The sequence below is a fragment of the Paenibacillus sp. UNC451MF genome, from assembly GCF_000686845.1.
Classification (GTDB): domain Bacteria; phylum Bacillota; class Bacilli; order Paenibacillales; family NBRC-103111; genus Paenibacillus_S.
In genome coordinates this window covers 1-4795 of record NZ_JMLS01000064.1, presented here as the reverse complement: position 1 = coordinate 4795, position 4795 = coordinate 1, and the positions used below count along the sequence as shown (strand labels likewise).

The 4795-nt window shown below is 46.4% G+C and carries 6 protein-coding genes, 1 pseudogene and 1 riboswitch; of the genes and pseudogenes, 5 read left to right on the top strand and 2 right to left on the bottom strand.

The features are described 5' to 3' along the window. Nucleotides 1–438 (top strand): annotated as a pseudogene (locus BP97_RS40825) (ParM/StbA family protein); the annotation flags it as partial. Between the two features lie 175 nt (nucleotides 439–613). Then, on the top strand, nucleotides 614–844 hold the full coding sequence (locus BP97_RS40465; RefSeq protein WP_156043438.1) for a hypothetical protein: 231 nt from the start codon (nucleotides 614–616) through the stop codon (nucleotides 842–844). Between the two features lie 157 nt (nucleotides 845–1001). Here BP97_RS40465 and BP97_RS0130765 read toward each other — a convergent pair whose 3' ends face one another. Next, on the bottom strand, nucleotides 1002–2243 hold the full coding sequence (locus BP97_RS0130765; protein WP_028552531.1) for an MFS transporter: 1242 nt from the start codon (nucleotides 2241–2243) through the stop codon (nucleotides 1002–1004). Between the two features lie 347 nt (nucleotides 2244–2590). On the opposite strand from BP97_RS0130765, the gene BP97_RS0130760 reads away from it, so the two are divergent. Continuing rightward, nucleotides 2591–2770: a small acid-soluble spore protein H gene (locus tag BP97_RS0130760; protein WP_028552530.1), complete on the top strand. Its 180-nt coding sequence runs from the start codon at nucleotides 2591–2593 to the stop codon at nucleotides 2768–2770. Between the two features lie 48 nt (nucleotides 2771–2818). Here BP97_RS0130760 and BP97_RS0130755 read toward each other — a convergent pair whose 3' ends face one another. Further along, complete coding sequence (locus BP97_RS0130755) at nucleotides 2819–3598, bottom strand: Cof-type HAD-IIB family hydrolase (protein ID WP_036746867.1); 780 nt, start codon at nucleotides 3596–3598, stop codon at nucleotides 2819–2821. Nucleotides 3599–3739: 141 nt separating this feature from the next. Next, nucleotides 3740–3847: riboswitch (guanidine-I (ykkC/yxkD leader) on the top strand. Between the two features lie 90 nt (nucleotides 3848–3937). On the opposite strand from BP97_RS0130755, the gene BP97_RS0130750 reads away from it, so the two are divergent. Together BP97_RS0130750 and BP97_RS0130745 are read left to right on the top strand one after the other, a co-directional pair. Further along, nucleotides 3938–4276 carry a DMT family transporter gene (locus BP97_RS0130750; protein WP_028552528.1) on the top strand — a complete coding sequence of 113 codons (339 nt, stop codon included), beginning with the start codon at nucleotides 3938–3940 and terminating at the stop codon, nucleotides 4274–4276. 2 nt (nucleotides 4277–4278) lie between these two features. Further along, nucleotides 4279–4593, top strand: a complete 315-nt coding sequence (locus tag BP97_RS0130745; protein ID WP_028552527.1) for a DMT family transporter — start codon at nucleotides 4279–4281, stop codon at nucleotides 4591–4593. Nucleotides 4594–4795: the final 202 nt, after the last annotated feature.

Sequence of the window (4795 nt, the reverse complement as noted above, 5' to 3'; positions counted from 1 at the left end):
AAAATGAGCATCGACAATCAATTCAGCACCGGCGAACAAATCGGTATGGCTACCTATATGGACGGTATTATCCGGGATGTGGAGGATCAATTCGGCTACCGTTTCCCAAGCCGGGCGAAGCTGGTTCAACGGATTAAACGCAACGATTTTCTCATACGCCGTATTGGCGAGGGGCAATCCAGCATGAAGCCGATCGTTGATATGTACTTTACACGTGCAGCAGTTAAAATTGTCGACCTGATTAAGAAACGGTGGAAAAAGCATCCTGACATTCAATGTTTTTATGTTGTGGGTGGCGGAGCCGCTGCTCTGCGACCTTATATCATTGAAGCTGCAGGGCCAATGAAGCTGCGGTTCATGGATGAAAGCGAGCTGTTGAACGTCCAGGGCTATTTGAAACTCGCCAAAAGCAAGGTTAATCAGAACGCTTTCGTATAAACGTGTGATATGGTTCAAGGGCGAAACCCTTAGGGCCAGCTATACTTTATTTCAGCTTACTGCAGGTACATTGTACCTGCAGTATTTTTGTTTATCGGCAAATTAGGCAAAAGCACAGGCCGCTCATCCGCCAATGTCGTATAATATCTCAGATCAAGAGAGGAGCTGATAAGTAATGAGTCGTTCGCACCGTGAATTTTGTTGTCCACCAGCTGATCCGATTGTAACGGATCCGCGCAGAATAGTAAGAAACTTTTATCACCCACAGGTTGTTCAGGTGATTCACCCCATCGAGGTTGTTAACCGCCACCACTGCTACCCGGTTTATCAGCATTCGTACACTTGTTGTGAAAGAGACGAATTTGCAGGTAGTGCACAGCCTTATTTCCGCAAAGATAATTTGTAAGCGCCACGGCAGGCCGCAAGCCTCATTCCATGCAAGCCTCTAACAGGCATTGCACGGAAGAAAGGACCGTCCGCATACCGGATGGTCCTTTCGATAGCCTGGCGCTTGGCTCAGGCATTATTTGGGTTGATAACCTTCAATGAAGCTTCATTCCTTATTAAGCTTTGCCGGCGGAACCCGCCTGACTCTTCACTCCACTTCGGTATAGAGGAAGCATTACGATGACGCCGATAAAGAACAGCACGGCGGCCGCTTCATACATAGCCACAATGTGGAACATATCTTTGAGCCATCCCGCGAGGCTCATCGTCACAACCATCCCTCCCATAAATAGAGGGTTTAAGATTCCGTTCACGCGCCCTACATAGGACTCCTCCGTATTGCTTAGAATCATCGTATTAATCCCGATTTGAATAGCCGGCAGCACAAGGCCGGAGATAAATTGGGCTGTCAAGGTCAGCCAAAGCGAGGTTGATAGTCCCGTAACGATCATCCCGAAGGCACTGACGACCATCCCAATAATGAGCATCGTTTGTGGAGCAAATTTCTTGGACAGCCCCATAGCTAAGGCCCCTCCAATGATCATCGCAACCCCATTTGCAGTCATCAGCCATTGAATATTTTCTTTAGGCAGACCTAAACGCTCCGTAACCAAAAATACACCTAGCGGCTGAATCAAACCAAGAGCAAGACCGGCACTCAAGAAGCAACCTCCAAGAGTAGACAGCACTTGCTTGGACAGCACATAACGGAAGCCTGCGGCCATTTCTTCAGTCAGCTTCGTTGCTGGCTTATCCTCGTTGATCTCACGATCAGGAGGCAGGAACAGGAGCACAGCGGCGGAAAGCAAGAATGCCACACCCATGATACCGATAGCGACTTGAATACCGTAATGCTGGTAAACGAACGTTCCGAGAATCGGACCCAGCACCATAAACAAAGCGAACATCGTTTGATAAATGGACATCCCTGCTTGGATCAGCTCGGCAGGCACATGGATTTTGAACAAACGCATACCTGATGGCTGAGAAAACTGGGACAAGATAGCCGAAACCAGTGTAGCGAAAAAGACGGCCTTCCACGTTGCAAACACGAGTGTCAGAAGTACGGCGAATACGGATACGGCGCTAAGCACATCGCACCAGACCATGGTCCTTTTTGGCTTCCAACGATCCGCGAACGTGCCTCCAATAAACGAAAAAATAAAGATTGGAGCGAATTCCGCGACCGAGATCATCGACACGGCAAATGGATCTCCATTCGTTTGGTCCATAACAAACAACAGTACGGCAAAATTTCTTACCCATATCCCAATCTGCAAAAATAAACCAGACAATAAAATTGCCTGTACGAAACGGTTGCGGAATAACCCGCCCATTCCTTGTGGAGCTGATGACATCTATATTCTCATCCTTCCTTAGTCGTTATTAAACATCCAGCCAGGAGCAAATCAACACTATAATCCATAACGCATACTCTTATACGTGACTCGGATTCAAAAGGTTGCCCAGTTACAAAAAATGTTTTGAAAACCTTGTTTTTCCTCCCTATTGCTATCTAGTAAGCAAGGACAAACACCTGAGCCTTCGACACTTGCACATTGTACCACGTTCATTATATAGTTTCGTCGGAGAAAACCGTTATGGTTATTCTTTCCGCTGTTTGAATGAAGCATCCTCGACCTGCGCATACTACCTCATGGCCCGTATAGAACTTATGAATAAACTTGCATTGGAGGACAACAAAGTGAACAAGCAGCGTGCACAAGAAATAGCTGACTCGCCTATTATGGCTAACGTAACCTGCGATGGCGTTCCCATCTATATTCAGCATGTTGATGAGAACAATGAAACGGCAACCATATACCCGCTTGATCAGCCTGAGAATGAGCAAACCGTTGCACTTAGCAGCCTTCAGGAACCATAATACACAAAAAAAACAGGCTGCGCTTTGGCAGCCTGTTTCTATATAGGATTAGTTGGCGACAGCTAAAATCCATTTATCTACGGCATAAGCAATACCGTCTTCATTTAACGACTTGGTTACATAACGTGCCTTCTCTTTAAGCTCATCTCCAGCATTACCCATAGCAATGCCGCTGCCGACCCATTCAATCATTTCAAAATCGTTATGGCCGTCACCGAAAGCAGCAACCTCCTCAGACGTAAATCCAAGATGATCGATCAGCTTGCGAAGACCTACAGCCTTGTTCATGCCACAAGGATTAATATCCACTGCCCAAGGGCGCCAACGGTGTATATAAAGCTGATTGCGATCTTCACCGGTATAAGCTTCCTCTTCTTGCTCATTACAAAACACGATGCATTGGTATATCTCCGGAACTTCATCTATAGAATTTATCCGCACCGGCTCCATGAAGCCAATTTCCTGCTGCGCCTGGCGAAAATGTGGGTCCTCCTTACGATTCATGAACATAAGCTCAGAGCCGTAGAGCAGAAGCGTATGATTCCTGCGATCGGCTTCCTGAAGCCACGCTCTTACCATTTCCTTAGGAAACGGATTAGCGAACACGGTCTCCCCTTTATAGCCAATATGGCTGCCATTGCACGTAATAGCCCATTCGATGCCAAGCTCCTTGCGCAGCGATTCCATTTCAAATTCACTGCGACCCGTACATAATGCAAGAGCAATCCCCTGCTCCTTCAGTTTAAGGAGCGCCGTTCGCGTTGACTCAGGCAAAAAGTCACGGTCACGCAACGTGCCATCCACATCGAATGCCACCAACTTGATCATTGTAGTCACCTCATTCTAGATTCTGCTTATCATTATAGCAGAGACTTTCTTTTTTGTCTGAATGGCGGAATTTGTTTCTTCTTGAAAAGAAGCAAGGAATACGTTATGATAAGCACTAATTATGAATGACATAAACGAATAGCCATAGTTTTCTAGGGTTCCGCGTTTTCTTCCGAGAAAAACGGTCTGGTCCAAGAGAAAACACACAGGGCTTCCCTGTGGACACGGAGGGATAAAAGCCCGGGAGGATATCATTGATGATATCAATCCCGGGCTTTTTTTCGTTGACTTTGGGTACATTATCCACAATGTACACCAATACTAAGGAGGGTGCTTCATATGAATCGCAATTGGGCTATGGTCTTTATCGCAGGGTTATTTGAAATCGTTTGGGTTATTGGCTTGAAGCATTCTCACAATATGTGGACTTGGGGAGGCACGATTATTGCCATCCTGGTCAGCATGGACTTATTAATTCGAGCTTCCTCCAGATTGCCTGTCGGTACGACGTACGCCGTATTTACCGGAATCGGCACAACAGGAACTGTCATTACCGAAATGCTTGTTTTCGGAGAGCCGTTTAAATTATCCAAGCTGCTGCTTATTTTGCTGCTCATTGCAGGCGTTGTCGGGCTGAAAATGATTACCACGACGAAAAAGTCTGAGGAGGTGCAGTAATCATGGATTGGATTTCTCTTATTTTAGCCGGCTGTTGTGAAATTATTGGGGTTTCGGGGATCAACCGGGTGAACCGAAGCAAAAGCATCACCTCGTACCTTATTCTTATCGGAGGCTTTCTGTTAAGCTTCTTGTTTCTGTCCTTTGCCATGAAAACCATTTCGATGGGAACCGCCTATGCCATATGGACAGGAATCGGAACCGTGGGCAGCGCGCTGCTCGGGATGTTTTTTTACGGAGAATCGAAGGAATGGAAACGCCTGTTGTTTATTGCCATGGTCCTTACCGCTGCTGTAGGTCTGAAGATCATCTCTTGACATCATTGACACACAAAAAAGCCAGGAACCCTTCATACAGGATTCTTGGCTCTCTTTTCCTCTTGCTTCCATCATTATTATTATAAGCGAATCGTTTTCCAATTCCCGCGTTTGAATCTCCAATAGATGAGGTTAGACCGTAAAAATTGATCCAACGCTACAGCGCTCCAGAGTCCGGCCATCCCCCACTCGAAGCCTTTGA